This window comes from Pseudofrankia inefficax (assembly GCF_000166135.1).
Classification (GTDB): domain Bacteria; phylum Actinomycetota; class Actinomycetes; order Frankiales; family Frankiaceae; genus Pseudofrankia; species Pseudofrankia inefficax.
This window is the reverse complement of record NC_014666.1, coordinates 933,989-959,714: the sequence shown is the minus strand read 5'-3', so window position 1 is coordinate 959,714 and position 25,726 is coordinate 933,989. Positions and strand designations below refer to the sequence as shown.

At 74.1% G+C, this 25,726-nt stretch carries 18 protein-coding genes and 1 pseudogene; 10 read left to right on the top strand and 9 right to left on the bottom strand.

Features of this window, described 5'->3' with window-relative positions; all coding sequences use genetic code 11:
* Positions 1 to 146 precede the first annotated feature (146 nt).
* Both FRAEUI1C_RS03830 and FRAEUI1C_RS40735 read left to right on the top strand, forming a co-directional pair.
* Positions 147 to 389 (top strand): annotated as a pseudogene (locus FRAEUI1C_RS03830) (mycoredoxin); the annotation flags it as partial.
* Between the two features lie 188 nt (positions 390 to 577).
* Positions 578 to 1,882 carry an ANTAR domain-containing protein gene (locus FRAEUI1C_RS40735; protein WP_013421962.1) on the top strand — a complete coding sequence of 435 codons (1,305 nt, stop codon included), beginning with the start codon at positions 578 to 580 and terminating at the stop codon, positions 1,880 to 1,882.
* Positions 1,883 to 1,942: 60 nt separating this feature from the next.
* On the opposite strand, the gene FRAEUI1C_RS03820 is transcribed toward FRAEUI1C_RS40735, so the two are convergent.
* Both FRAEUI1C_RS03820 and FRAEUI1C_RS03815 read right to left on the bottom strand, forming a co-directional pair.
* Positions 1,943 to 3,280, bottom strand: coding sequence for a M16 family metallopeptidase (locus FRAEUI1C_RS03820; protein ID WP_013421961.1), 1,338 nt, complete (start codon positions 3,278 to 3,280; stop codon positions 1,943 to 1,945).
* A gap of 70 nt (positions 3,281 to 3,350) precedes the next feature.
* Positions 3,351 to 4,652: a M16 family metallopeptidase gene (locus FRAEUI1C_RS03815; protein ID WP_013421960.1), complete on the bottom strand. Its 1,302-nt coding sequence runs from the start codon at positions 4,650 to 4,652 to the stop codon at positions 3,351 to 3,353.
* A 144-nt stretch (positions 4,653 to 4,796) separates the two neighbouring features.
* Between FRAEUI1C_RS03815 and FRAEUI1C_RS03810 the strand changes: the two genes are divergently transcribed.
* The gene (locus tag FRAEUI1C_RS03810) at positions 4,797 to 5,786 is read left to right on the top strand and encodes a nucleoside hydrolase (protein ID WP_013421959.1); all 990 of its coding nucleotides are present in this window, start codon (positions 4,797 to 4,799) and stop codon (positions 5,784 to 5,786) included.
* Positions 5,787 to 5,820: 34 nt separating this feature from the next.
* On the opposite strand, the gene FRAEUI1C_RS03805 is transcribed toward FRAEUI1C_RS03810, so the two are convergent.
* Complete coding sequence (locus tag FRAEUI1C_RS03805) at positions 5,821 to 7,029, bottom strand: PucR-like N-terminal domain-containing protein (protein WP_013421958.1); 1,209 nt, start codon at positions 7,027 to 7,029, stop codon at positions 5,821 to 5,823.
* A gap of 59 nt (positions 7,030 to 7,088) precedes the next feature.
* Between FRAEUI1C_RS03805 and FRAEUI1C_RS03800 the strand changes: the two genes are divergently transcribed.
* Positions 7,089 to 7,865: an endonuclease/exonuclease/phosphatase family protein gene (locus tag FRAEUI1C_RS03800; RefSeq protein ID WP_013421957.1), complete on the top strand. Its 777-nt coding sequence runs from the start codon at positions 7,089 to 7,091 to the stop codon at positions 7,863 to 7,865.
* Here the strand turns inward: FRAEUI1C_RS03800 and FRAEUI1C_RS03795 are convergent.
* Both FRAEUI1C_RS03795 and FRAEUI1C_RS03790 read right to left on the bottom strand, forming a co-directional pair.
* Positions 7,862 to 11,593: an ATP-dependent helicase gene (locus FRAEUI1C_RS03795; protein WP_013421956.1), complete on the bottom strand. Its 3,732-nt coding sequence runs from the start codon at positions 11,591 to 11,593 to the stop codon at positions 7,862 to 7,864. The two genes, FRAEUI1C_RS03800 and FRAEUI1C_RS03795, sit on opposite strands and share 4 nt — an antisense overlap.
* Positions 11,590 to 15,012: an ATP-dependent helicase gene (locus tag FRAEUI1C_RS03790; protein WP_013421955.1), complete on the bottom strand. Its 3,423-nt coding sequence runs from the start codon at positions 15,010 to 15,012 to the stop codon at positions 11,590 to 11,592. Before FRAEUI1C_RS03790 ends, FRAEUI1C_RS03795 begins: the two co-directional genes overlap by 4 nt.
* Positions 15,013 to 15,135: 123 nt before the next feature.
* Here FRAEUI1C_RS03790 and FRAEUI1C_RS03785 point away from each other — a divergent pair, with 123 nt between their 5' ends.
* Positions 15,136 to 15,885, top strand: a complete 750-nt coding sequence (locus tag FRAEUI1C_RS03785; protein WP_013421954.1) for an SDR family NAD(P)-dependent oxidoreductase — start codon at positions 15,136 to 15,138, stop codon at positions 15,883 to 15,885.
* Positions 15,886 to 16,429: 544 nt separating this feature from the next.
* Here the strand turns inward: FRAEUI1C_RS03785 and FRAEUI1C_RS03780 are convergent.
* From FRAEUI1C_RS03780 to ku, 3 genes are all read right to left on the bottom strand, one after another.
* A complete protein-coding gene (locus tag FRAEUI1C_RS03780; RefSeq protein WP_232425288.1) occupies positions 16,430 to 16,807 on the bottom strand; it encodes an MGMT family protein in 378 nt (125 codons plus the stop codon).
* Between the two features lie 318 nt (positions 16,808 to 17,125).
* Complete coding sequence (gene moeZ / locus FRAEUI1C_RS03775; protein ID WP_013421952.1) at positions 17,126 to 18,301, bottom strand: adenylyltransferase/sulfurtransferase MoeZ; 1,176 nt, start codon at positions 18,299 to 18,301, stop codon at positions 17,126 to 17,128.
* A gap of 414 nt (positions 18,302 to 18,715) precedes the next feature.
* Positions 18,716 to 19,774: a non-homologous end joining protein Ku gene (gene ku / locus FRAEUI1C_RS03770; protein ID WP_013421951.1), complete on the bottom strand. Its 1,059-nt coding sequence runs from the start codon at positions 19,772 to 19,774 to the stop codon at positions 18,716 to 18,718.
* A 266-nt stretch (positions 19,775 to 20,040) separates the two neighbouring features.
* On the opposite strand from ku, the gene ligD reads away from it, so the two are divergent.
* From ligD to FRAEUI1C_RS03750, 4 genes are all read left to right on the top strand, one after another.
* Positions 20,041 to 21,081, top strand: coding sequence for a non-homologous end-joining DNA ligase (gene ligD / locus FRAEUI1C_RS03765; RefSeq protein WP_013421950.1), 1,041 nt, complete (start codon positions 20,041 to 20,043; stop codon positions 21,079 to 21,081).
* Between the two features lie 146 nt (positions 21,082 to 21,227).
* A complete protein-coding gene (locus FRAEUI1C_RS03760) occupies positions 21,228 to 21,428 on the top strand; it encodes a hypothetical protein (RefSeq protein WP_013421949.1) in 201 nt (66 codons plus the stop codon).
* A 155-nt stretch (positions 21,429 to 21,583) separates the two neighbouring features.
* Entirely contained in the window at positions 21,584 to 22,207 is a 624-nt protein-coding gene (locus FRAEUI1C_RS03755) for a TetR/AcrR family transcriptional regulator (protein ID WP_013421948.1), read from the top strand.
* Positions 22,208 to 22,441: 234 nt separating this feature from the next.
* A complete protein-coding gene (locus FRAEUI1C_RS03750) occupies positions 22,442 to 22,669 on the top strand; it encodes a DUF3107 domain-containing protein (RefSeq protein ID WP_013421947.1) in 228 nt (75 codons plus the stop codon).
* A gap of 119 nt (positions 22,670 to 22,788) precedes the next feature.
* Here the strand turns inward: FRAEUI1C_RS03750 and FRAEUI1C_RS03745 are convergent, their stop codons facing one another.
* Entirely contained in the window at positions 22,789 to 23,544 is a 756-nt protein-coding gene (locus FRAEUI1C_RS03745) for a ferritin-like fold-containing protein (protein ID WP_438270014.1), read from the bottom strand.
* A 511-nt stretch (positions 23,545 to 24,055) separates the two neighbouring features.
* On the opposite strand from FRAEUI1C_RS03745, the gene FRAEUI1C_RS03735 reads away from it, so the two are divergent.
* A complete protein-coding gene (locus tag FRAEUI1C_RS03735; RefSeq protein ID WP_013421945.1) occupies positions 24,056 to 25,687 on the top strand; it encodes a DEAD/DEAH box helicase in 1,632 nt (543 codons plus the stop codon).
* The last annotated feature ends 39 nt before the right edge of the window (positions 25,688 to 25,726 follow it).

Sequence of the window (25,726 nt, the reverse complement as noted above, 5' to 3'; positions counted from 1 at the left end):
CTGCGGGCCCGGGAACGGGTTTGGGCTGACGGGCTGCCCGTTCCCGGGCGGTCAGGGCACCGGGCCGCGGCGCCGGCCGGCAATAGCCGGCGGGCGGGGCGTAGTGCGCGGCGTACGGTGTTGCCTTCGCGGACGGCGAGAGGACGACAGTGCTCACGATGTACAGCACCAGCTGGTGCGGCTACTGCAAGCGGCTAAAGCGGCAGCTGGACGACGCAGGCATCGGCTATCAGGTCATCGACATCGAGTCCGACCCGACGGCGGAGCAACTTGTCCGCGAAGCGAACAACGGCAACGCGACCGTACCCACAGTGGTCTTCCCGGATGGGACGGTGATGACGAATCCCTCCATCCGTCAGGTCACCGAGAAAGTCACTTCTGCCGCATAACGGATACGCAGAGCAACGAGAAATCGGCGCTCGACGCCCTCCGGACGCATACACGGCCGGCTCATGGGACGGTGTCCGTCACTGCCCGTGAAGTTTGTGGGAGAGTTCGGCCTGTGTCGTCACCACCCTCAGGACAGGCGCGCAGCACAGTGGACGCTGCAGCGCGGGCCGCGCAGGCCCTCCACCACATGGAGGCGACCGCGTTCGTGGAGATTTCCGCGACGACGGCCACCTACCTGCAGGTCGCTGGGACGCTGCCCGGCCTTGAACCGGGCACGCAGGTTCCACGCGCGGCGAGCCTGGTCGCCCGCGTCCTCGACGGTGCCCCGGCCATCGGCACCGGCGCGGCGGCCGAGGCGAGCCTGGTGGACACGGACGAGCACGAGCGCCTCGGGGTGCGCAGCCATGTCGTCGTCCCGGTGCTGACGGACGCGGGGGAGCTCGCCGGCCTTCTGGTCGGGCTGGACCGGGGTGGCGTCGACATCGCGCCCACCGCGCTGCCGTTGCTGCGCGGCATCGCCGACGGGCTGGGCGCGGCCTGGCCGTCCGGCGCCGTCCCCGAGCCGGCCGCGGCGGCGCCGGAAGCGAAAGCGTCGGAAGCGCCCACTGGCCTGGCCCCCGGCCCGGCGCCGACGCCGGCCGATCTGGCGCTCCCGGCTAGGACACCGCCGGCGGCGCCGACGCCGCCCGCGTCGACGGGACCGATGCCGATGCCACCCACCAGCACCACCCCCGCGCCGCCGCCCGGACCCGGGCGCGAATCCCCCGTCGCGGTCCCACCGGGGGCCGCCGGCTCGCCACCGCCACCCCCGCCCGGCGCCGCTGGCTCGCCTCCCGCGCCGACCGCCGTGGGCTCGCCCCTGCACGTTGGGGCGGGGCGGGCGCCTCGGCCGGCCCCGCCACCCAGGCCGGGACCTCGGCCAAGCCCGCCACCGCGAACGACACCCGCCCGGCCCGCGCAGCCGCCGGCCGCACCGCCGGCCCCGGCGCCCGGGCCCGGCGCCGAACTGCGGCTGCGCCGCACCAGCGCGGGCTGGATCGTGGAGGGGCCGGGCACGGACGTCCGGCCGGTCGGGGACCTGATCTCCGCGATGGTGCTCGCCGACCTGCTGGCGGAGGACCTGAACCCGCCCGGCCGCCCTCGTCGCGCCGACCGCGAGCTCGGCGAGATCGAGAAGCTACGGCTGTCCGTGGTGCAGCTGGAGCACGCCCTCGCGTCCCGGGTCATCGTGGAGCAGGCCATCGGCGTGCTGGCCGAACGCCACCACATCAAGCCGCGGGACGCCTTCGAGCGACTGCGGCGCACGGCACGCGGCATGGGACGGCGGGTCCACGACCTGGCCCGCCAGGTCGTGGACTCGGTCAGCGACCCGCGGATCACCCTGCCCGGTGAGCTGGGCGGCCGCCCAGGGCCCGCCTCCGCCGGCGGGCCCGGCCCAGGCGGTCCGAGCCCGCGGTCGATGCCGCCACGGACCACCCCGAGCCAGCACTGACCCAGGCCATCCCCGTGGTCGCCCGCGGGGAAGGCCTGGGCGTCGGATGCCCGCGCTCGGTCAGTCGGCCGCGGTGACCGCGCCGAGGGCCGCGACCGCGCTGGTGATCTTCTCGGCGTCACCGACGAGGACGGTGACCAGCCTCGTCGGCGCGAGCAGACCGGCCGAGACGGCGAGCACCTCCTCGGCGGTGACCTTCGTCAGCGCCGCCGGGTGGTCGCGCAGGTACTCGACCCCGATGCCGGCACCGGCGAGCCCCGACAGGGTCGAGGCGAGGCCGGCGGCCGTCGCGCTGCCGAGCGCCATCGTCCCGACCGAGTACTGCCGCGCGGCCTCGAGCTCGTCGGCCGACGGCGCGAGCACCGCCAGCCGGCCGAGCTCGTAGAGGATCTCGACCATGGCCGGGCCGGTCACGTCGGTCGCCACGTCGGCGGCGACGGTGAACCGGGAGCCGGCGAGGTAGTGGTCGACCGAGCTGCGCGGCGAGTAGGTGTAGCCCTTGTCCTCGCGGATGTTGTCCACCAGCCGGGAGCTGAAGTAGCCGCCGAAGATGGTGTTCGCCAGCCGTTGCGCGGGGTAACCGGGCGCGGTCCGGTCGAGGGCGACTCCCCCGAGCCGGATGTTGGTCTGCACCGCGCCGGGCCGGTTGACGATGATGATGGGGCCGGCGGCCAGCGTCGGCACGGTCGGCATCTTCTCGGGCTCACCACCGGTCCAGCCGCCGAGCGCCGCGCCGACGGCGTCCAGCGCCGCCTCCGGCTCGACGTCGCCGACCAGCGTGAGGATCGCGCCGCGCGGCGAGATCCGGGTGGCGTGCAGGTCCCGGACCGCGCCGACCTCGACGCCGGCGAGCACCGTGGGCCCGACGATCGCGGTGCCGTAGGGGTGCCCGGGGAACATCCGGCCGAGCAGCGCCTCCCGGGCGATCACCGCCGGCTGGCTGAGCGCCATCGTGGCGTCCTCGACCACCCGGTCGCGCTCGCCGACGAACTCGTCGTCCGGGTAGGTCGGCTCCGTGAGCACCTCGGCGAGGATGCCCAGCAGCGGGTTCAGGTTCGTGGCCAGCGCCGAGCCGACGATCGCCAGCCGGTCGGCGTCGACGCCGACCGACAGCGCACCACCCAGTGCCTGCACGGCGGTGGCGATCTCGACCCGGTCCCGCCCGGCGGTCCCGGTGAAGATCGTCTCGGTGAGCAGCTCGGCGCGGGCGGCGTGGTCGGCGCCCAGGCCGGCGAACGGGATCCGCAGCCGTAGCTCGACCAGCGGCACGCTGGTGCGCGCGACCACCAGGACCCGCAGCCCGTTGGGCAGCGTCCGCTCCACCACCGTCGGCAGCTCGGCCGGCAGGGTCGGGCGGACGGCCGGGATGACGCTCGGCCGCTCGGTCGTCGTCGTCATCGGCTTCCCCGCCCTGTCGTCATGGCCCCCGCCGTCGGCCGGTCCTGGTCCTGGCCGCGCTGGTGGCCCGTCACGCCGTCGCTCCCGCCTGCAGCTCCAGCACCGAACGACCCTGCGCGCGCAGCCCGGCGGCCGCCGCGGCGACCGCGTCCGCGGTCACCTCGGACAGCAGGGCGGGCAGCTCGTTGAGCGTCTCCGGGCGGCCGCGATGCAGCTCGAACGCGCCGAAGGCCAGTGCCCGCCCGAGCGCGTCGTCAGCCTCCCGCAGCAGGCCGGAGGCCACCCGGGCCCGCACGCGCGCCAGCTCACCCGCGTCGAGCCCATCGGTAGCGATCTTGTCGAGCTCCTCGTCGATCGCGCCCAGGATCGTGTCGGCCGAGGACTCCGCGGGGTGGCGGGCCTCGATCGTCAGCAGCAGCGGGTCACGCTGGTCGAACGGGTCGCCGAAGGTGCCGACGTAGCTGCTGATCCCGATGACCGACCGGTCGTGCTGCACCAGGCGCCGCTCCAGGCGGCTGGCGTCACCGCTGGTCAGCACGTCGGTGAGCAGGTAGTGGGCGAGGAAGGCGGTGAGGTCGGTGTCCGGGTCCGGCGTCCGGTAGCCGATCGCGAGCGCCGGTCGGGGCGCGAGCTTGTCGACGAACTGGCTGCGCCGTTCCTCGGCCCGGACCGGCTCGGTGAAGCTGCGCCGCTCGGGGACCGCGCGGGCCGCGATGTCGCCGAAGTACCGCTCGACGAGCTTCGCCACCTCGGCGACCGCGAAGTCACCGGCGACCGTGAGGACGGCGTTGCCCGGCGCGTAGAACTTGTCGAAGAAGTCCTCGGCGTCGTCGAGGCTGGACGCCTCAAGCTCGCTGAAGTCGCCGTAGCCGTTGTGCGCGTTGGGGAAAGTGTCGAACGCGACCGGCGGCAGGCTGATCCACGGGAAGCCGCCATAAGGGCGATTCATCACGTTTACCCGGATTTCTTCCTGAACGACCGCGATCTGGTTGTCCAGGTTCTCCCGGGTGATCTTCGGCGCGCGCATCCGGTCGGCTTCGAGGAACAGCGCCAGTTCGAGAGCGCCGGCCGGAAGCAGCTCGTAGTAGTCCGTGTGGTCCGGGTGCGTCGAACCGTTAAAAATGCCGCCGGCCGCCTGCACGTACTTCGGATGCTCGGCCTTCCCGACATGCTCGCTGCCCTGGAACATCATGTGTTCGAACAGGTGCGCGAAGCCGGTGCGGCCCTCGGGCTCCGACCGGAAACCGACGTCGTAGTGGACCGCGACGGCCACCACCGGCGCCGTCGAGTCCGGAGCGAGCACGACCCGCAGCCCGTTGTCGAGCCGGGACTTCTCCAGCGGGTACGCGGGCGAGGGCAAAGAAGAGGTCATCGTGGCTGACGCCGTCGGGCCGGTGCCGGTACGTGAGGACACATCTGGCCACGCTACTGCGCCGAGGGGGTCCGAAGGCACCGGTTAGCGGCCTGCGGTGTGGCCCCGCCAGACTCAGGACGGATGGCGGGAGGGGTGAGCCGGATGAGGCTGGTCGTTGACAGTGACGGCGGGATCGACGACGCCGCGGCGATCGTGTGGCTGTGCGGACGACCGGACGTCGAGATCGCCGCCGTCACGGCGGTCGGCGGGAACGTCGAGGTCCGGCAGGCCGCGCGCAATCTGCGGATCATCCTTGAGGCGGCCGGTCGGCCGGACGTGCCGGTCCATATCGGGTCCGATCCGACCGACCCGGCGCCGCACATCCCCCGGCCAACCTTCATTCACGGCGAGGACGGGCTGGGCGACGTCGGCCTCCCCGACCCGCGCCGCGGGGCCGACGCGGACACCCCGGCCGTCGAGGTGCTGGTCCGGGAGATGCGCCGAGGCGCGTCGGTGCTGACGCTGGGCCCGATGACGAACCTCGCGGCGGCCGTCCGGGCCGACGCGGGAGCCGCCAGGTCGAGCCGCCTGACCTTGATGGGTGGCAGTGCCCGCGCGGAGGGCAACGCCCGGCCGAGCGCCGAGGCCAACGTCGCGAACGACCCGCTGGCCGCCGCGACCTCGTTGGCCGCCGAATGGGCGACCCCGCCCGTGATGGTCGGCCTCAACGTGACCCATCGGGCGACGCTGCGCGAGACCGAGTTCGACTCACTCGCCCGCCGGCAGACCGCGGCCGCCGCCTTTCTCTACGGCCCGCTGTCGTTCTACCGCCGCAACGCCGGCACGCTGTGCGCCGAGGGCGAGACGCCGTGCCACGACCTGCTGGCCGCGATGGCGGCCGTCCGGCCGGACGTCCTCGGGGTGGAGGTGCTGCCCGTCGAGGTCGACACCGGTGGCAGCGCGGCCTGGGGCCAGACCGTCGTCGACCTGCGCCAGCTGGCCTGGCGCCGGTTCTCGCCGCCGCCACGTCCGACGCCCGCCGGGAGCGGGCCCGACGGGAACGCCGGGGGCACCGGCGCCGCGGTCGCGGTCGGCCTGACGGTCGACGTCGACTACTTCCGCGCGGCCATCCGCCAGCTCGCGGGCGAGTAGGCCCGGCCGTCGCGCCCACGGGCCCGGCGCGGAGTCACTCCTCGTCCCCGTTCGAGGCCTTCGCCGCGCCGGCCCGCAGGACCAGCTCCAGCTCGAAGCGTGCGTCCGGGTCGTCGAGAGCGTCGCCGAACAGCTCGCGCAACTGCAGGACGCGGTACCGGACCGTCTGCGGATGGATGTGCAGACGCTGGGCGATCAGCCCACGCTGGCCCTGCAGCGCGAGCCAGTACAGCAGGGTGACGGCCAGCCGGCGCCGACTGCGCTCCGGCAGGCGATCCAGCGGCGCGAGCCGGCTGCGGGTCAGGTCGGCGAGCAGGTCCGGGTCGCGGCTCAGCAGCAGCACGGCCAGGTGGTCGTCGGTGAAGAGCGGGCCGTCGCGCGGATCCGTGGGAAGCAGCCCCTCCGCGCGCGCGGCGTGGGCGCAGCGGACCCGTTCGGCGCTCGCCGCCGCGTGCGCCCAGGCCACCGTCGGGCCGACGACGGCCGACTGGCCGGCGAGCTGGCCGGCGAGCCGTGGCCCGCGCACGTCGTCGCCGGCGACGAACAGCCACAGGTCGGCGCCGTGTGTCGTGCTCGGGCAGCCGGTCGGCAGGCCAAGCTGCCGGCGGCCGCCTGACCCGGCCCGCGCGGGGATCAGCACCGCCGCGACGGTCTCCGGAAGGCGCAGCGAGCCGGCCTGGGCGACGTCCTCGACGGTCGCCGGGTCCGCGCCGGACAGCAGCAGATCGCCGATCCGGTCCCACAGCCGGTCCCGGGCGCCGGCGTCCGCCGACTGGGCCAGCGCGTAGCCCTCGGCCGACGCGGCGCAGACGCTGTCGATATAGCCGAACAGCGTCTCGCCCAGGGACACCAGGCCGACGGCGTCCAGCCCACCGCGCAGCCGAGCCGCCTCGGCGAACCGCCGCCAGGCGACCCGGGTGCCGATCCGGTAGGCGGCGAGCAGGTTGTCCAGCGACCGGCCGGAGTGGAACTCGCCGTGCCCGAGCCGGACGTAGATCTCCCGGCTGGCCGCCACGTCCGCCGCGTCACCGGGCCCGCCGTCGACGATCGACAGGAAGCGGCGCAGCGCCTCGGCGACCCCGGCCCGTACCCCCAGCCCGAACCGCCCCTCCAGCGGCCGGGCATAGGCCGGCACCTCGGCGGCGATCGCGTCGATGATGTCCTCACCCACCGAGGCCAGTTCCGAGCTCAGCAGGGTCCCCAGACCGGCCGGAAACTGTCCTGGCGGAACAGCGGCATCCACACCGCCACAGTAGCCACCCGGCCGGGCGCTCCCGGGCTGATCGGGTACGGTCGCGGCTCATGCGGCTCGGGACGTTCAACCTGATGCACGGCCGGTCGATGACCGACGCCACCGTCGACCCGGCCCGGCTCCGCTCTGCCGTCGCCTCGCTGGACTGCGACGTGCTGGCGCTGCAGGAGGTCGACGTCGACCAGCCCCGGTCCGGCGGGGCCGACCTGTGCGCGCTGGCCGCCGAGGCGCTCGGGGTCGAACCGGGGGGACGACGCTTCGCCGCGACGGTCTACGGCACGCCCGGGGAGTCCTGGCGGCCCGCGGCCGGGCCGCGCCGGGACGGCGAAGGGGCCTACGGCGTCGCGCTGGTCAGCCGCCTGCCGGTGCTCGGTTGGCGGGTGGTGGAGCTCGGGCGGGCGCCGGTGCGCGCGCCGGTCGCCGTGCCGGGCCCGGACGGGCGGCCACGGCTGATCCTGCTCGACGACGAGCCCCGGGCCGCGATCATCGCCGAGCTGGCGACGCCCGCCGGCCCGCTGACCGTCGCCGCCACGCACCTGTCCTTCGTTCCGGGGTGGAACGCCCGCCAGCTACGCCGTCTGGTCCGCGTCCTGGGCCGGCACGGCTCACCCGCGGTCATCCTCGGCGACCTGAACCTGCCCGGCCCGCTCCCCCGGGCCCTGACCGGATGGCGCCGGCTGGCCGCCGCCCCGACCTATCCGGCGCACGCACCCCGGATCCAGTTCGACCACGTTCTCGCGCACGGCCCGGTCCCGCCGGTCGTGGCCGCGGGGGTCCGTCACACGCCGGTCTCCGACCACCGGGCGCTGCTGGTGGACCTCGCCTAGCGAGCCGGGCCCGCTTCGGCGCCACCGCCGCCGAGCAGCTCGACGAGCTGGCCCTCGGTCAACAGCTCGGGACGGACCACCCGGCTGGTCAGGACGTAGTAGAACGCCGCGTCGACCTCCCGCGGCGGGATCGCGCGCAGGCGCGACCAGGCGAGGCGGTAGAGGGCGAGCTGGACCGGATCGGCCGGGGTGCTGCCGGTCTTCCAGTCGACCACCTCGTAGCGGCCGGCGCCGAGGTCGTAGACGGCGTCGATCCGGCCCCGCACGACCCGGCCGCCGAGGGGCAGCTCGAAGGGCGCCTCGACGGCGTAGGGCCGCCGGGCGCCGTAGGGGCCGGCCAGGAAGGCGTCCTTGAGGGCCCGCAGCTCGGCGTCGTCGAGGTAGTCGTCCTCGGCGCCGGGCAGGTCCTCGTGATCCAGCAGGGGGCGACGTTCGAAGACCTCCTCGACCCAGGCGTGGAAGCGGATGCCCCGGCTCGCGGCCGGGACGGGCCGGCGCGGCATCGGGCGGACCAGCTCGCGGGCCAGGCCGTCCGGGTCCGCGCGCAGCTTCATCACCTGGGTGGCCGTCAGGCCGGTGGGCAGCGCCACCAGCCGGGCGGGGGCGCGAGCTGTCAGCTGCTCGTCCAGCAGCAGCCGGGTCTCCTGGTCCAGCTCGGCGAGCAGCGCGCGCTCCTGCGCCGTCATCCCCGCCCGGTCGTCCCGGGCCGACGGCTCCTCGGACGCGCCGTCGACGTCACCGGCGGTGATACCTGCACCGCCGGCCGGGGGGGCACCGGCTGCCCTCGCGGCGGCGGTGCGGGCCGCGGCCGGGGCGCTCGCCAGCAGGCCGCGGACGGCGTCGGCCGCGTCCCGGCGGGCCGCGTGCTCGACGGGGTTCAGCGGGGCGGGCCAGGTGAAGACCGGCGGGGTCTCCAGCGACGGGTTGGTCTTGGCCAGTGGGGTGTCCGCCCAGTGGTCCACCCGCCCGTTGCCGTCGCCGGCCGCGTGCTCGGCGAGCTCGAGCAGGAAGGGCGACGGTCCGCGGGGCATCTTCTGCGTCGGGCCCCACCAGTGGCCGCTGGCGACCAGCGTCCAGCGGGCCCGGGTGAACGCGACATAGGCGAGCCGGCGTTCCTCCTGCTCGGCCTGCTCCCGGCACTCCCCGGCGAACCGGTCGAAGGCGGCCCGGTCGGCGGCGACCTCGAACACCGGTAGTTCGGCGGCGTCCCCGCGCAGCGGCGTCGGGAGGATCTCCGGCGTGGTGATCCACCGGTCACCGGGTTGCACGTCGGGGAAGGCGGTCCGGCTGATGTTCGGGACGGCGACGACGTCCCATTCCAGGCCCTTCGAGCCGTGCATGGTGAGTACCTGCACGGCCCGGCCGGTGCCGGGGACGTCCGCGTCGAGGCCCCGTTCGTACCGTTCGCCGGCGCTCAGGAAGCCGAGGAACGAGGTCAGCGACGCCCGGCCGCTCGCGTCGTCGAAGCCGGCGGCGGACCGCTCGAAGTCGGCCGCGACCCGCAGGAACGCCGCGAGGTTCTCGCGGCCCCGGCCGCCCCGGGGCGCCGCCAGCTCCAGCTCGACGTCGAGGCCGGTCGTCTCGACCACCCGATGGACCAGCTCGACCAGGCCGGCGCCGAGGTGCCCGCGCAGCTCGGCCAGCTCGTCGGCGAAGGCTCTCAGCCGTCGCGTCGCCTCGGCGGAGACCTCGTCACCGGGCTCGGCCAGGGCGTCGGCGAGCGAGACCACGTCGCTCGGGTCTACGTCGGCGACCGCCTCGGCCAACGGATCGGCCGGCGCCGTCACCGCCCGCGGCCTGCCGGGCAGTCCCGACCGGGCCAGCTCGGCCGCGCGCCGACCGAGCGCGGCTAGGTCACGCGGGCCAAGCCGCAGCCGCGGCCCACTGAGCAGCCGCGTCATGGCCGGATTCGCGGTCGGATCGTCCAGCACCTCCAGCATGGCCCGGATGTCGGCGATCTCGGGCTTGGTCAGCAGGCCGCCGAGGCCGAGCACCTCCACCGGCAGTCCGGCGGCGCCGAGCGCGTCGACCAGCGCGGGGACGTCGGCCCAGGATCTGGCCAGCACCGCGCAGCTGGGCCCTGGCTCCCGCGGGTCGCCCGGCGACGCGGCGCGCAGCCTCGCCGCCAGCTGCCCGGCGAGCCAGGCGGCCTCCTCGGCCCAGCTGGTGTGCAGGGCGACGATCGTCTCGCCGGCCAGGGCGACGGCCGGGCGCGGGCGCAGCGTGACGCTGCGGGCGTCGACGGGCAGGCCCGCGGCCACGGCGTTGGCGAGGGTGAGCAGCCGTCCGCCGCTGCGCTGGTTGACGGTCAGCTGGTGGACCTGGGCCGGATCGCCGCCCAGGCGGCGGAAGTGCTCGGGGAAGCGCCTGAGGTTGCCCACCGAGGCACCCCGCCAGCCGTAGATGGCCTGCGCCGGGTCGCCGACGGCCGTGACGGGGTGGCCGCCGCCGAACAGGCCGGCGAGCAGCCTGCGCTGGGCCACCGAGGTGTCCTGATACTCGTCCAGCAGCACGACCTGGAACTGGCGGCGCAGCAGGTCCCCGACCTCGGGCACCCGCTCGGCCAGCTCGGCGGCGAGCCGGATCTGGTCGCCGTAGTCGAGCAGCTCGCGTCGGCGCCGCGCCTCGCGGTACTCGACGACCAGGCCGGCCAGCTCGATCCGCCGCCGGGCCGTGCGGGCCAGCCGGCGCAGGTCGGCGGTCAGGGTCGCCGTCCTCGGCCGGGCCGCCGCCTCGTCGAGCGCGGCCAGCACGTCGGCCAGCCAGCGCCGGTCGAACGCGATCAGCTCGGCCGGGTCTACGAGGTGCTCCCCGCACTGGCCGTCGAGCGCGACGACGGCCGAGACGAGCGCCGCCAGCGAGCCCGTGAACGCCTCGATCCGCCCGGGGTAGCCACGGGCGACGTTCGCGGCGAGCTGGTAGCGGGCGGCGGCCGGCAGTAGCGCGCAGTCGGGCTCCAGGCCCAGGCGCAGGGCGTGGTCGGCGACGAGCCGGCTGGCGAAGGAGTTGTAGGTCGAGACGGCCGGCTCGCCCACGGCGTCCGCGTACCCGCCGCCCACCGGAGTCACCGCGCCGCCCCGGTCGGGCAGGCCGCCCAGGTCGGGCACGCCCTCGCTGCCAGGCCCACCTGCCAGGCCCGGCCCACCTGCCAGGCCTGGCCCACCTGCCAGGCCTGGCTCGCTGTACAGGTCCGGCGCGCCGTACAGGTCCGGCGCCGTGACGGGCAGGTCTGCGCCCGAGCGGCGCAGCCTCGCCAGCGCCGCGCCGATCCGCTCGTTCAGCTCGGCGGCGGCCTTGCGGGTGAAGGTCAGGCCGAGGATCGACTCGGCCGGCACCTGCTCGTGCCCGACCAGCCACACCACGCGGGCCGCCATCACCGAGGTCTTGCCTGAGCCCGCACCCGCGACGATGACTCCCGGATCGGCCGGCGCACAGATCGCCGCGAGCTGCTCCTCGGTGTACGGGACGCCGAGCAGATCGCGCAGCCCCTCGCGGGTGAGGCGGGGCCGGGGGGCGACGTCCACCGGCAGCGCGTCTCCGTCGCCGGCGGCCGGCCCCGGGTCGAGCGGTTCCGCCTCGCCGGTCAGGGTCAGCTGCACGGGCAGGCCGGTCTCCTGCGCACGCGCCGACCGGCCCAGGAGTGCGAGCGGGCGGGCGCCGCCGGGCAGTCCCGGCCTGGCCGGGTCCGGCGGCACCGGCCGCACCCCGACGTGGGGCTGCTCGGTCATGTGACCACCTGCCGGCCCTCGACGAACGCCGGGCAGGCGCGCCGGAAGGAGCAGTAGTCGCAGCCCGGTCCGGGTGTCGGGACGAACGCCTCGGTGGTGATCGTGCGCACCGCGTCGCCGACCAGCTCGTCGATCCAGGACCGGCCGGGTGGCAACGCGTCCTGGCGCTGGACCTGGGGCAGACCGGTCGGGCCGCCCGGCGCGCCGGGGCCGGCTCTGTCCTCGTTGGCCTCCCGGCGCAGGTAGACCAGTTCGGCCCCGCCGGGAACAGCGGACTCGCCGGCCTCCTCAGGCTGAGGCGTCGTCTCGGGACTGGGAGCGTCCCGCGTGGTGACCCGGTCGTCGACGGCGCCTTCTCGCACCGCGAGCTGATAGGTGCCGAGCTGGACGTGCTCGGCGATCTCCCGGGGGCTGACGGCGGACCGGCCCGTCTTGAAGTCGACCACGTGCACCTGGCCGCCGTCGTCAAGCTCGATCCGGTCCATCGAGCCACGCAGCCGGACCGGACGGCCGTCGACGGTCAGATCGATGCCGAACCGCGCCTCGGAGCCCAATACGGCCCGGCCACGCTCGGCAGCGTGCCAGTCGAGGAACCGGGCGAGCGCCTGGCGGGCGGCGGTCCGCTCCTGGTCCGAACGCCACTGCGCCTCGAAGGCGAGCTGCCGCCAGACCAGGTCCAGCCGGGCGTCCAGGGCCGCGAGGTCGGCGGGAGTGCGCCCCGCGGTGACCTCGTCGGCGAGCGCGTGGACGACCCGGCCGAAGCTCTGCGCGGTCGTGGCCGGCTGGCCGGCGTGCGCCTCGTGCTCCAGGAACCAGCGCAGCGAGCAGTCCCGCAGGCTCGACAGCGACGACCCGGACAGCGGGATCGGCGCGGTCGGCGCGGCCACCGGCACGTCGGAGGCGGTCTCGTCGCGGGCACCCCACCACCGGTCGGGATGCGCCGAGAGGACGAGTGGCCGATCCGCATGGTCGGTGACGGCCGCGAGCGTCGCCAGCCGGCGGCGGGCGGCCTGGCGCAGCGCGGGGGTCGCCCCGGGGTCGGCGGCGAGCCGGCGCAGCGTGGCGACCAGGCTGGGCAGGGTCAACGGCCGTGGCGTCCAGGACGCGCCGGACGTGATCCGGACACCAAGCTCGGCGAGGAGCTCGCTGCGCCGCGCGCCGTCCGCGCCGACCGCGTCGACGGCGGTGACGACCAGCCGGTGGCGAGCCCGCGTCACCGCGACGTAGAACAGCCGGCGTTCCTCGGCCCAACGGTCGCGTGGGGTCTCCGGTGGGCGCAGACCCCCGCGCTGGGGTGCGTCGAGCTGCTCGGTGCCCAGCAGGGAATGCTGCGCGCGCAGGTCCGGCCAGGCGCCGTCCTGGACGCCGCGGATCACCACGACGTCCCATTCGAGGCCCTTGGCGCGGTGCGCGGTGAGCAGCCGCACCGCGTCCGGGCGGACCTCGGCGCCGGCCCGGTCGTCGGCGGCGAAGTCCTGGCTGGTCAGGTCCGCGATCAGCCCTTGGGCGCCGCCGCCGGGCCCGCGCCGCTCGCCGAGCCGGCCGGCGGCGTCGAACAGGGCGACGACGGCGTCCAGGTCGGCCTCGGCGGCGCGCCGGGCGGCCCCGTAGCCACTCGCCGACACCCGGCGAAGCCGCGCCGGCCAGGCGGTGCCCTCCCACAGCGCCCAGAGCGCGTCCTGCGGGGTCACGCCGGCCCGCAGCCGCCGCCCGACCAGGGCCAGCAGGCTCCCCACCTGGACGGCCGGCCGGGCCAGCTCGGCGGGCACCGGGCCTGGCAGCGACCCCGGATCGGCGACCAGGTCCCGGATCAGCTCAGCCGACGACACCAGCCCCGCCGGCCAGCCCACCGACGAACCGGGAGCCTGGTCGGAGTCGGCGCCGTCCGCGGCGGCGACCGCTTCGCCGGGCGCGGAACGGGCATGGTCGCGCAGCGCGCGGCCGAGGGCACGCAGGCCGGCCGGATCCGCGCCGCCGAGCGGGGAGAGCAGCAGCGAGCGGGCGTCCGCCGTGGTCAGCGAACCCGGGTCGTCGGCGCAGCGCAGCGCGGTGAGCAGCAACGCGGCGGCCGGCCGCTCGGCCAGCGGAGGCTCGTCGCCGGCGAGGTCGACCGGCACGCCGGCCGCGGTGAGGGCCCGCGCGACCGCGGGCAGTGCCTCGGCCGAGCGGGTCAGCACTGCCATCTCGTGCCAGGGCACCGCCCGGGTGAGGTGCTCGCGGCGCAGCAGGTCGGCGATCGCCTCCGTCTCGGCGCCCTCCGACGGGAACGACAGCGCCTCGACCTCGCCGGCGTGGTCGGGTTCCGCCGGAGCGAGCCGACGATGCGCCCGCAGAGCCCACACGGGCAGCCCGGAGACCGGCAGCCGGCTGGCGACCTCCCGGCTCGCGGCCAGCACCGGCGGGGACATCCGCCTCGACACCCCCAGCGCCAGCACGTCGGCGGGTGACCGGTCGGCCCGGCGGAACCTGGCGGGGAAGTCGAGCAGGCCGCGCACTCGCGCACCGCGGAACGCGTAGATCGACTGATCCGGGTCACCGAAGGCGACCAGGTCGCCGCCGCCGGCAGTCAGCGCCGCGAGCAGCCGCTCCTGCGCCGGGTCGGTGTCCTGGTACTCGTCGACGAAGACCGCCCGGTACCGGTCCCGAATCGGCTGACCGCGTTCCGGGTCCTCGACCAGGCGCGCCGCCCGGTGGCCCAGCTCCGGGTAGTCCAGCGCGCCGTCGTAGCCGAGGTTGTCCAGGTAGTCCGTGTAGAACCGCGCGAGCGCGGCCCAGTCAGGCCGGCGCGCGCGGGCGGCCAGCTCCTCGAGGCTCGCCGGGTCGAGCCCGACCTCGCGGACCCGGGCCAGCAGCGCCTCCACCTCCTCGGCGAACCCCCGGGTCCGCAGGCAGACCTCCAGCGGCGCGGGCCAGCCCGGCCGCCCGAGCTCGCGGGAGCCGTCGATCAGCTCGCGCAGCCGGGTGAACCGCTCCGGCCCGGTCAGCAGCCGGGGCGCCGGGTCGCCCGCCATCGGATAGGCCCGAAGCTGGGCGTAACACCAGGAGTGGAACGTCCAAGCCACCGGGCCACCGAACGCGGCACCGACCCGGGCCGTGATCCGCTCGGACAGCTCCCGCGCCGCCCGCCTGCTGAACGTGAGCACGAGGATCGACCCGAGCTCCTGCCCGGCCTCGACGCGGCGGGCGACCGCCTCCACCAGCGTCGTGGTCTTGCCCGTGCCCGGTCCGGCGAGCACCAGCAGCGGCCCGCCCCGGTGCTCCACGACCGCTCGCTGCGCGTCGTCCAGGGCCGCCGGACGCCCTGGCCAGCGGGCCGGCGCGGACCGGTCGAGCCGGTAGCGCGGCGCCCGCGCGCCGGCGACCGGCCGCGTCAGGACGACGGGCCGGGCCGGCTGGACGGCGCTGGGCGAGCTGGTCACGAATCAAGGAGACCACGGGCCACCGACAGTTTTCCGACCGCCTCGGCCGCCGAGGTCGGGCGGCGGGGCAGGTGGCACGGCCGACCGGACATCGCAACGGGTGACTGTGGGAGTCTGCTGCGCATGGAAGAGTGCGCGGACAAGGTCGTACTGGTGACCGGAGCGGGCGGCGGCATCGGCGCTGCGTGCGCCCGCAAGCTGGCCGCGGCCGGCGCACGCGTGGTCGTCACCGATGTCGACGAGGCCGCCGCCAAGGCCGTGGCCGACGAGCTCGCGAGCTCGGGCACGCCGGTGCTGGCGCTCGGGCTGGACGTGACCGACCCGGACGCCGCCACGGACGTCGTCGCGGCGGCCGTCCGGACGTTCGGGAAGCTGGACCTGGCCGTGAACAACGCCGGGATCTCGCTGCCCCGCCACCCGATCGAGAAGATTCCCGTCGACGACTGGCGCCGCGTCGTCGAGACCAACCTCAACGGCGTCTTCTACTGCATGCGGGCCGAGCTCCCGGCGATGCTCGCGGCCGGTGGCGGCTCGATCGTGAACATGGCCTCCGTGCTCGGTCTGGTCGGTTTCGCCGACACCGCGGCCTACGTCGCGGCCAAGCACGGCGTCATCGGGCTGACCAAGACCGCCGCCCTGGAGTACGCGACCCGCAATGTCCGGATCAACGCTGTGGCGCCCAGCTTCGTCGACACGGCCATGCTCAGCCAGGGCGAAGGCCGCAAGATGCGCGGCGCGGCCCTGCTCGCCCCGATGGCGCGGTTCGCCACGGTGGACGAGGTCGCCGAGGTCGTCCTGTTCCTGCTCTCCGACCGTTCCTCGGTCGTGACCGGCAGCGTCTACCTCGCCGACGGCGGCTACACCGCCCGCTGATCCCGGCCGGCTCCCATCCACGACAGGCCTTCGATTGCGCGGCACGCATGCGGTCGGGCTACTCGCGGATCGGCTCCACACCGATTTCCATACCAAACCAGCGATCATCGGCCCTGGGTGGCGTGCTCACCCGCGGTGATCGCCAGTCTGGTATCGAAACGGTCGCCCCACGCCCGCTATGCGCCTTTTATCCATACCAGGTTCGCGATCTTGCCTCCTGGGCCGGCCAGATTCCCCCGAAGATCCGCGACCGGGTATGGAAACCGGACCCCCGTCCGACCTGCAGATCGGCGGGAGGCGCGGCGGACCCCGAACCGCCCAGCGCCCGTTTCGGGAGAAGGCCCGGATCAGGCTCCATTCCTACCTGCCGCCCGACCGCGGGCGAGATGGGCCACACCGCGTAGGACCCGGGCAACCGCCAGGCCTCCCGACAAGGGGAGGCCGGAACGGGCGAGTCTTGCCGGAGGGGGCATTGGATCGAGTCCTACCTAATGGCCGCGAAGCCCGACCGAGTCCGACCACCACGTAGGACTCAGCCTGGCGCTCATTCGCTGGTGGACATGCCGTCCCAACGGGCCGCCTGGAGGTCGACGCGTTCGCCGTTGGGGCGCAGCGGGGTGCCGTCCGCGGTCAGCAGTGCGAGCGCTTCGGTGGGAGAGGTGGGATTCGGCTCGCCCGTGGACCGGATGACGCGGTGCCAGGGAACGTCCTCCTGGTAGCCGAACCTGGCGAGCACCGCGCCGACGTGGCGGCCGGTACCGCCGCCGACGTACTCGGCCACATCGCCGTAGGTCATCACCTTGCCGGGCGGGATCCGCGCGACCGTGTCGAGCACCGCCACCGCGTACTCCCCCGGCCGGCCGCCCTCGTGCACCCGCACCCGGGTGCCCAGCCCGGCCGACACGCTCGCAGGCGCTCTCACCGCGGCCAGTTCCGACCGGCGCCGGTCCGGCGCGGGCTCGCTCGACCGGTACGTGTCCGACCGGTGCCGGTCCCGTTCAGGCCGATCTGCCCGGCGCTCGCTCATACCGGTCAGCATGCCAGCGACGTCCGACAGCTCCCGAACGCGCCATCACCCACCTAGGCGAACGCCCGCTCCGAGCCCGGCCCACGCCCCGGACGAAGGCCCCGTCCGGCGGGGCGAACCGCTGTGTGGGGTCGCGCCGGGACAGGGCCGAGGGGGCTGGAGACGCGAAAGGAGCCCCGGCGAGATGCCGGGGCCCCTTTCGGAAACGCGGGGTCAGTAGACGGGGAGGGACTTGTCGACCTGGGTCGCCCACGCGGTGACGCCGCCCTGAACGTGCACGGCCGACGAGAAGCCGGCGTTCTTCAGGGTGGCCAGCGCATCCGCCGACCGGACGCCCGACTTGCAGTAGACGACGACCCGCTTGTCCTGCGGCAGCTCGGAGAGATGGGCCGGCAGATCCCCCTTCGGGATCAGCCTGGCGCCCGGAATCCGGACGATCTCCCACTCCGCGGGCTCACGCACGTCGATCAGCTCGATCGCGGTGCCCTCGTCGATCCAGTCCTTGAGCTCACCGGCCGTGATGGTCGAGCCCGCCGCGGCCAGCTGCGCCTCCTCGGAGACGACGCCGCAGAACGCCTCGTAGTCCTCGAGCAGTGAGGTGATCGACGGGTTCTTGCCGCAGAGCGGGCACTCAGGGTCCTTGCGGACCTTGATCGTGCGGTAGCTCATCTCCAGGGCGTCGTAGACCATGAGCCGCCCGACCAGCGGGTCGCCGATGCCCGTCAGCAGCTTGATGGCCTCCGTAACCTGGATCGAGCCGATCGACGCGCACAGCACGCCGAGCACGCCGCCCTCGGCGCAGGACGGCACCATGCCCGGCGGGGGCGGCTCCGGGTACAGGCAGCGGTAGCACGGCCCGTGATCCGCCCAGAAGACGCTGGCCTGGCCGTCGAAGCGGTAGATCGAGCCCCAGACGTAGGGCTTGCCAAGCAGCACCGCCGCGTCATTGACCAGGTAACGCGTCGCGAAGTTGTCGGTGCCGTCGACGATCAGGTCGTACTGGCTGAAGATCTCCATGACGTTGTCGACGTCGAGGCGGGTCTCGTGCAGCACGACGTTGACGTACGGGTTGATCTCCAGGACGGAGTCCCGCGCGGACTCGGCCTTGGACCGGCCGACGTCGGACTGGCCGTGGATGATCTGGCGCTGGAGGTTGGACTCGTCGACCGTGTCGAACTCGACGATGCCGAGCGTGCCGACGCCGGCGGCGGCCAGGTACATGAGCGTCGGAGATCCCAGGCCGCCCGCGCCGACCGCCAGCACCTTGGCGTTCTTCAGGCGCTTCTGCCCGTCCATCGCGACATCCGGAATGATGAGGTGCCGGGAGTAACGGCGGACCTCGTCGACGGATAGCCCGTCGGCGGGTGCCACCAGAGGCGGAAGGGACACGCGTGCTCCTTGCGGTTCGGCATCGCCGGCTGAGGCGTCCCCACGACGATGCCATACGTCTGACGGCCGCTGGCCCGTCCTGAGATCACGGGCCGGCAAAACCGCTGGGCAACGGGCCGCCGACCCCGTGGGCCCGGCGATCCACTCCGGTGCAGCGCCCACCGCCGGTCACATGTTCCCGACCGCCGGGTGGGCCGGAGCGCGCAGCGGGCAAGATTGCCGTTTGCGCCCTGGCGTGGTCGTCCGAGCGGACGATTCGCAACCACGAGAGGGCTGAAACGGCAATCTTGCCGGACTGGCCCGGCCGGCGATCTCGCCGGGGTGGTCGGTCGTGGGCCAGCCGGGCCGGCCGGGCCAGCGGACTAGCTCACCGACGACCGCTGGAGATCAGACCGGAGGCGGCTGCAGCCGAGGTCAGGCGGAGCGACGGGTCGGGGTCTTGGCGGCCGTCTTGGCCGAGGCGGGGGCCTTGGCGCCGTTCGCGGCCGTCTTCGGCGCGATCTTGGCGGGCGCGCTCTTCGGTGGGGACTTCCTGCCGCCGGGCTTCGCCTTCCCCGCCGCCGACGTGGTCTCGGCGTCCGTCTCTGCGTCCTCGGCCGGGCCCTCGTCGTCAGGCTGGTCGGCCCGGGCCCGCGACGCTCGCTTCTTCGCCTGCGCGGGCTCGGTCGGCTCCGCCTCGTCCGCGGCGGCGCCGCCTGGGCGCCCGGCCCTGGCCGCCTCGATGCTGGCGCGCAGCGCGGCCATCAGGTCACCGGCGGGCTCGGCCGCCTCCGCCGCCGGGGCCGTCACGATCTCCCGGCCGGCGATCTTGGCGTCGATCATCTCGGTGAGCGCGGCGCGGTACTCGTCGGTGAACCGCGTCGGGTCGAAGTCGCCGGCCAGCGTCTCGATCAGCGAGCTGGCCATCGCCAGCTCCTGCGGCCGGACCTTGATCTCCTCGTCGAGGAACCCGAAGTCGGGAGCGCGGACCTCGTCCGGCCACAGCATGGTCTCCAGCACGAAGACGCCGTCACGCACCCGCAACGTCGCGAGCTGCTCGCGCTGGCGCAGCGCGATCTTCACGAGCGCGACCCGGCCGGAGGACTCCAGCGCGTCCCGCAGCAGGACATACGGCTTGGCGCCGGTCTTGTCCGGCTCCAGGTAGTAGCTCTTCGCGAAGTAGATCGGGTCGACCTGGTCCAGGGGCACGAACTCCAGCACGTCGATCGCCCGCGACGTCGACAGCGGGAGGTTCGCGAAGTCCTCGTCGGTGAGCACCACCGTCTCGCCGTCCGGCAGCTCGTAGCCCTTGGCGATCTCGGAGTACGGCACCTCATCGCCGTCGGCCGCCGCGACCCGCTTGTAGCGAATCCGGGACCCGTCGGAACGTCTGACCTGGTGAAAGGCGACATCCCGCTCCTCCGTGGCCGAGTACAGCTTCACGGGGATCGAGACGAGCCCGAAGCTGATCACACCCTTCCAGATCGAACGCATGTTCGCCCCTAACGTCGCTCCAACCCCATCGTGAGCCACCCGGCGCGTCCTGTCCGCCTGACCGGCGAAGAGGGACGAGAATTGGTTGTTTGGGTAGACGCAGCCAACCCGTCCCACTCATCGCCGCTGCGTAGACCATTCGTCGGGACGCCCCGAAGGATCGCGAGGCAGACCGTGGATCGGGCCGGTCCGACGTGGGAACGTGGGAACCGCCAGCTGGCCGTCACAACCAACCACCACGCGAGGTCAGTACGCGGGAGGCGCGGATGGGCGAGGCAAGCCGCGCGAGCGGACCGGGACCAAGCGACAAGTCCGCACGCGGGACCAAGGACGAGTCCGCGAGCGACCCCAAGGGAGCCGGCGGCACCGCGACGGCCGGCGGGGGCGCGGCGACTGCCGGCGGGGGTGCGGCTAAGAAGTCCGCGGCGGGAGCCGTCGAGGTGGACGGGCGCCGGCTCAAGGTCACCAACCTCGACAAGGTGCTCTACCCGGAGGCCGGCACCACCAAGGCCGAGGTGATCCACTACTACACCGAGATCGCCTCGGTCCTGCTGCCGCACCTGACCGACCGTCCCCTGACCGTCGTCCGCTTCCCCGAGGGAGTCGGCGCCGCGGGCTTCTTCAGCAAGAACGCCCCGTCACACCGTCCGGAGTGGGTGCGCACCGCGACGCTGCCGTCCCCCGGCTCCAGCAAGAACCGGGGAACGATCGACTACCTGGTCGCCGAGGAACGCCCGACGCTGGTCTGGCTGGCGAATCTGGCCGCGATCGAGATGCACACCCCGATGTGGCGGGTCTCCACCCGGCTACCGGACCTCGTGGTCGCCGACCTCGACCCCGGCCCGGGGACGACCGTGCTGGACTGCGCCCGGGTCGCGCTGCTGCTGCGCGACGTCCTGCCCGAGCCGCTGTGCGTCAAGACCAGCGGCTCGAAGGGGCTCCAGGTCTACGGCAGGGTCGACGACGGGCGCGAGAGCATGAAGGTGCGCGACGAGATGCACGTCGTCGCCGAGAAGCTGGCCCGGGACCACCCGGACCTCGTCGTGTCCAACATGCGCAAGGACCTGCGCCCAGGGCGGGTGCTGCTGGACTGGTCGCAGAACAACCCGGCGAAGACGACGGTCTCCGTGTACTCGCTGCGGGCCCGGGCGGCGCCGACCGTCTCGACGCCGGTCACCTGGGACGAGGTCGCCGCGGCGCGCGAGCCCGCGGACCTCGTCTTCACCGCGACCCAGGTGCTCGACCGGGTCGCCGCCCACGGCGACCTTTTCACCCCGCTGCTCGGGCCGCTGTCGGCGGCGCCCTGATCGTCAGCCTCGTCCCGGTGAAACGGCACGTTCAGGCCGAACGTGACCTGGGTATGCCGAGGTTCCGCGTGGGTATGCCGTGCTTCGGCAGCTCGATGATCGCGACACCAGCCGGCGAGAGATCCCGTCACGACGGGGAGGGCCTCATGACCGCACCGACCGAGCTCCCGACCGAGATGCAGGTTCCCGTCGACGTCCCTGCCGCGGACGCCGTCGACCAGGCCCGCCAGGTGGTTCCCGACGACCTGCCGCGGCCGACGCACGTTCATGACGGTTCGGAGGCCGACGAGTACGACGCCGTCGAGCAGGCCGTCGAGGTCCAGGACGACGAGGACGCCTACCGCTAGGCGATCCAGCTCGAATGGACATGGATTCGGCGGAACCGGCGGCCTGGCCGGTTCCGCCGATAACCTGTTGCAGGCCTCGCACCCCCGGCTCTGGGGGCCGCACGCAGCACCCGGGTCTGTAGTGTTGTCGGGATCGAGCAACAGGAGGTGCGCTGGTGACCGCCGATCCGGCCGCGCCACGCCCAGGCAGAACGCCCAGGCTCCCCCGCACGGCCCGGCGCTTCCAGCTGCTCGGAGCCGCCCGCGAGGTATTCGTGGCGCAGGGTTACCACGCCGCCGCGATGGACGAGATCGCGGAACGGGCCGGCGTCAGCAAACCGGTGCTGTACCAGCACTTTCCCGGAAAGCTCGAGCTCTACCTGGCGTTGGTCGACGAGCACGCGGCGAAGCTGGTCACCAGCGTCCGCGAGGCGCTCGACTCGACCGCGGACAACCACCTGCGGGTCGAGCGGTCGATCCGCGCGTACTTCGACTTCGTGAACGACCCCAGCGGCGCCCACCAGCTGGTGCTGGAGAGCGACCTGCGCAGCGAGCCGGCCGTCCGGAAGCGGATCGAGGACGCGTTCGCCCAGTGCGTCCGGGCGATCGCCGCGACCATCGCCTCGGACACCGGTCTCACCCAGGACGAGGCCGACCTGCTGGCCGTCGGCCTGGTCGGGCTCGCCGAGACCTGCTCGCGGTGGTGGCTGGTCCGGGGCGGGACCGTCTCCTCCGAACGAGCGATCGAGACGATGAGCGAGCTGGCCTGGCACGGCATCGGCGGCTACCCCCGGGCCTGACGCACGCCAGGCGACCGGGCCGGCCGCCACCTGTCCTCGGGCCACGACGCGGCCCGACCGCTCTGCCAGCGGCGAACACGGCGACCCAGCCCGGTCACACACGGCTTCGGGGCCATAGTGTGTCCTGTGATCGTCGGTGTTACCTGTGAACGTCCGTCGGCCGTCACGCCGTCGGACCAGGCCCGTCCCGGGGGGACACCCTCCCGCGGTGCTAACGAAGGCGAGGTCATCCCGGTGGAGGTCAAGATCGGCGTGCAGAACGTCGGCCGAGAGCTGGTGCTCGAAAGCGCTCAGACGCCGGACCAGGTCGCCGAGGCGGTCGCCGCCGCCCTCGCCGCGGACAACGGGCTGCTCTCGCTGCTCGACGAGAAGGGCCGCCGCGTGGTCGTACCGGTCGCGAAGCTGGCCTACGTCGAGATCGCGGAAGCGGAGTCCCGCCGCGTCGGCTTCGGCGCGTCCTAACCAAAAAGCCCGACCCCGGGAGCGCGCCCGGACGTACTGATCGCTGTTTTGGCCCTCCGGTGGTTGTCAGCAGGCCCCGACAACGACCACCGGAGGGCCGAACCGCCGATCAACTCGCGTCAGGCAGACAGGCCCAGGGCGGCCATGCGGTCGGTGTGGGCCTTCATGATGCTGTCGAAGATAGCGGCGACGGCCTCCAGGTCGCCGACGCCGACGAGCAGGCCGGTGAGCGCGTCCCGCTCGACCGCGACCTGCTTCGCCTGGTTGAGCGCCTCCCCCACGAGCCGGCGCGCCCACAGCGCGAGGCGCCCGGCCACCACAGGATTCGCCACGATCGCCGCGCGCACCCGGTCGACGACGAACGCCGCGTGCCCGGTGTCCGCGAGCACGTCGAGGACGAGCGCACGGGCGTCATCGTCGAGCCGATGGGCGATCGCGCGGTAGAAGTCGGCGGCGATGCTGTCGCCGACATAGGCCTTGACCAGGCTCTCCAGCCAGTCCGCCGGCGCGGTGCCCCCGTGGAAGGCGGTCAGCGGGCCGATGAACGGCGCCATCGCGGCCTCCGGGTCGATGCCCCGGCCGGCCAGCGCCCGGCTGATCGCCTCGAAGTGCGCGAACTCCGCGGCCGCCATCGCGGCCAGCGCGATCTTGTCCGTCAGGGTCGGCGCCATCCGGGCGTCGGTCGCCAGCCGCTCGAACGCGGTCAGCTCGCCGTAGGCGATGAGCCCCAGCAGGTCGACGACGGCCTGGTCGGCACCCTCGAGACCCGCCTGCCGCTGCGTGGCATCGACGTCAGCGACCTGCGCCGCCGGGTCAGGGCCACCACCAGCGACCTGGGCCCCCGGAAGCACTGTGCTGTCCGTCACGTGTTTCATCTCCCAGGTGGTGGATCGGTGTACGCGTGGTCGGGCTCGACCCACTGGCCCTCACGAACTCCGGTGGCCCGCTCGGGCCAGCCGACAGATCGGGCTCCAGTCTGGCCAACGTCCGACAGGCCACGATCGTCGCCGAGCGCGCCCACCAAGCGGTCACACAGGTTATCCTTGTCGTAGCCGCTGGTCATCACAGGCCAGCTGGCCGCCTAAGGCACTCGCGTCGCCCCGTTCGGAGGGCCGCTGGGCCAAGCTGCCGGGTTCGAGCCGCTGGTCCCCCGTCACCGACTGGGTCGCTGGCGCTGTCTGGCACATAGCGAGCGGCGCCTCAACGTCGGACACCGCTCAGGAGCAGACCAGGAGCGATCCGCTGTCCGTCACAGCCACTTCCCTGACCACCACTGACACCGACACCGGTACCACCGACACCACCGCCGCGCCGACCCCGCCCCAGCAGGCCGGGCCGGCCGAGCCCAAGCTCACCTTCGCCGACCTCGGGGTCCGCAAGGAGACGGTGGACACGCTCGCCGCGGCGGGCATCGTTCATCCCTTCGCCATCCAGGAGCTGACGCTCCCCCTCGCGCTGGCCGGCACCGACATCATCGGCCAGGCGCGCACCGGCACCGGCAAGACCCTGGGCTTCGGCATTCCCGTCATCCAGAAGGTCCTCGGCCCCGACGAGGGCGCGGACGGTCGTCCGCAGGCCCTGATCGTCGTTCCCACCCGCGAGCTGTGCGTCCAGGTCACCAACGACCTCGACCGGGCCGGCAAGGGCCGACGCATCCGCGTCCTGTCCGTCTACGGCGGCCGGGCCTACGAGCCGCAGACCAGCGCGCTGAAGTCCGGCGTCGATGTCGTCGTCGGCACTCCGGGCCGCCTGCTCGACCTCGCCCGCCAGCGCACGCTGAACCTGGGCAATGTCGCCACCCTGGTGCTCGACGAGGCCGACGAGATGCTCGACCTCGGCTTCCTGCCGGACGTGGAGCGCATCGTCGCCCTGCTGCCGGCCGGTCGCCAGACCATGTTGTTCTCCGCGACGATGCCCGGGCCGGTCATCGCGCTCGCCCGCCGGTTCATGATCCGGCCGGTGCACGTGACGGCCGAGCAGCCCGACGAGGGCCGCACCGTCCCGACCACCAGCCAGCACGTCTTCCGTGCGCACGCGATGGACAAGATGGAGGTGCTGTCCCGGGTCCTGCAGGCCGAGGGACGCAGCCTGTCGATCGTCTTCGTCCGGACCCGCCGCACCGCCGACAAGGTGGCCGAGGACCTGGCCCGTCGTGGCTTCGCGGCCGCGCCGGTGCACGGTGACCTCGGTCAGGGCCAGCGCGAGCAGGCGCTGCGCGCGTTCCGCGCGGGCAAGGTCGACGTGCTGGTCGCGACGGACGTCGCGGCGCGGGGCATCGACGTCGGTGGCGTCACGCACGTCATCAACTACCAGTGCCCGGAGGACGAGAGCGTCTACCTGCACCGGATCGGCCGGACCGGCCGGGCCGGCGGCAGCGGCGTCGCGGTCACCTTCGTCGACTGGGACGACCTGGCCCGCTGGCAGCTGGTGAACCGGGCGCTGGCGCTGCCGTTCGACGAGCCGCTGGAGACGTACTCCACGTCCCCGCACCTGTTCGAGGCGCTGGGCATCCCGAGCGGGTCCACCGGTGTACTGCCGCGCGCCGCGCGCACCCGGGCGGGGCTCGCGGCCGAGGAGATCGAGGACCTGGGCGGCGGGAACCGGGCCCGGCGTGGCCGCGGGACCGCTGCCGCGGCGCCGGAACGCGATGCCGACCGGCCCGCGGCCCGCGCCACGGCCGCCCGCAGCAGGAGCCGGCGCCGTACCCGGGGAGCCGGTGCCGCCGCGGCGGCGGCCGGGCTCGCCGAGGAGGCAAGCGAGAGCGAGACCAGCGAGCTCGCGCTCGAGACCGGCGACGTCACGGCGCTCGACACGGTGGCCACCACCGCCCTGGACGGCGCCGTGGACGGCATCGACGTGGCCGACCTGCCCGACCAGGAGCTGGACGCGGACGGTACGCCCGCACGCCGTCGCCGGCGCCGCCGTGGTGGCCGGGGGCGCTCCCGCGCCGGGGCCGCCGTCGAGGGACTCGACCTGATCGAGGCGGACGACGACGCGGAGCACGCCGAGTCCGCCTGACCCGACCGAACGCCGCTGCCAGGTTCCCCGTCTCATCGG

Bases quoted from the DNA above. Each gene is read 5' to 3' on its own strand.
- FRAEUI1C_RS40735 (WP_013421962.1), top strand. From the start codon at position 578: ATGGAGGCGACCGCGTTCGTGGAGATTTCCGCGACGACGGCCACCTAC.
- FRAEUI1C_RS03820 (WP_013421961.1), bottom strand. From the start codon at position 3,280: ATGACGACGACGACCGAGCGGCCGAGCGTCATCCCGGCCGTCCGCCCG.
- FRAEUI1C_RS03815 (WP_013421960.1), bottom strand. From the start codon at position 4,652: ATGACCTCTTCTTTGCCCTCGCCCGCGTACCCGCTGGAGAAGTCCCGG.
- FRAEUI1C_RS03810 (WP_013421959.1), top strand. From the start codon at position 4,797: ATGAGGCTGGTCGTTGACAGTGACGGCGGGATCGACGACGCCGCGGCG.
- FRAEUI1C_RS03800 (WP_013421957.1), top strand. From the start codon at position 7,089: ATGCGGCTCGGGACGTTCAACCTGATGCACGGCCGGTCGATGACCGAC.
- FRAEUI1C_RS03795 (WP_013421956.1), bottom strand. From the start codon at position 11,593: ATGACCGAGCAGCCCCACGTCGGGGTGCGGCCGGTGCCGCCGGACCCG.
- FRAEUI1C_RS03785 (WP_013421954.1), top strand. From the start codon at position 15,136: ATGGAAGAGTGCGCGGACAAGGTCGTACTGGTGACCGGAGCGGGCGGC.
- ku (WP_013421951.1), bottom strand. From the start codon at position 19,774: ATGCGTTCGATCTGGAAGGGTGTGATCAGCTTCGGGCTCGTCTCGATC.
- ligD (WP_013421950.1), top strand. From the start codon at position 20,041: ATGGGCGAGGCAAGCCGCGCGAGCGGACCGGGACCAAGCGACAAGTCC.
- FRAEUI1C_RS03760 (WP_013421949.1), top strand. From the start codon at position 21,228: ATGACCGCACCGACCGAGCTCCCGACCGAGATGCAGGTTCCCGTCGAC.
- FRAEUI1C_RS03745 (WP_438270014.1), bottom strand. From the start codon at position 23,544: ATGAAACACGTGACGGACAGCACAGTGCTTCCGGGGGCCCAGGTCGCT.